This is a genomic window from Cellulomonas telluris (genome assembly GCF_004886325.1).
In the GTDB taxonomy this organism is placed as follows: Bacteria; Actinomycetota; Actinomycetes; order Actinomycetales; family Cellulomonadaceae; genus Cellulomonas; species Cellulomonas telluris.
This window is the reverse complement of the sequence record NZ_QXFN01000043.1, coordinates 1-609: the sequence shown is the minus strand read 5'-3', so window position 1 is coordinate 609 and position 609 is coordinate 1. Positions and strand designations below refer to the sequence as shown.

The window sequence follows — 609 nt, the reverse complement described above, 5'->3', positions numbered from 1 at the left end:
ACCTCAGCCGCACGGCCGGCACCGAGGCCGAGCGTCTGGTCCACCTCGAGGCGCACCGCCGCCGCGTGCTGGAGGACCTGGCACGCACGCAGTCGCACCTGGCCCACATCGAACACAAGATCGCGAGCTACCGCGAGGTGCTCGCCCACAGGAAGGACACACCCACCTCATGAAGACCACCTCACTGGGCGACGGCCTCGACGTCTCGGCCATCGGTCTCGGCGCGATGGGCATGAGCGCCTTCTACGGCGCCAGCGACGAAGCCACCTCGATCGCGACCCTTCGCGGAGCCGTCGACCTCGGCGTCACGTTCATCGACACCGCCGAGGCCTACGGCCCGTTCGAGAACGAGAAGCTCATCGCCCGCGCGCTCAAGGACCGTCGCGACGAGATCGTCCTCGCCACCAAGGCCTCGGCCGAGACCGACGACGACGGGACGGTCCACGGCCGCAACGGCACCCCCGCCTACATCAGGCGCGCCGCCGAGCGCTCGCTGCGCCACCTCCAGACGGACGTCATCGACCTCTACTACCTCCATCGCGTCGACCCCGCCGTTCCCATCGAGGAGTCGGTCGGCGCGATGAGCGAGCTGGTCGCCGAGGGCAAGGT

General features: G+C 69.6%; 1 protein-coding gene. It reads left to right on the top strand.

Annotated features, from left to right (window positions below):
- Nucleotides 1-169: 169 nt before the first annotated feature.
- Nucleotides 170-609: aldo/keto reductase (locus FB586_RS18645; RefSeq protein WP_246036992.1), on the top strand; the 440-nt coding region annotated here is incomplete at its 3' end.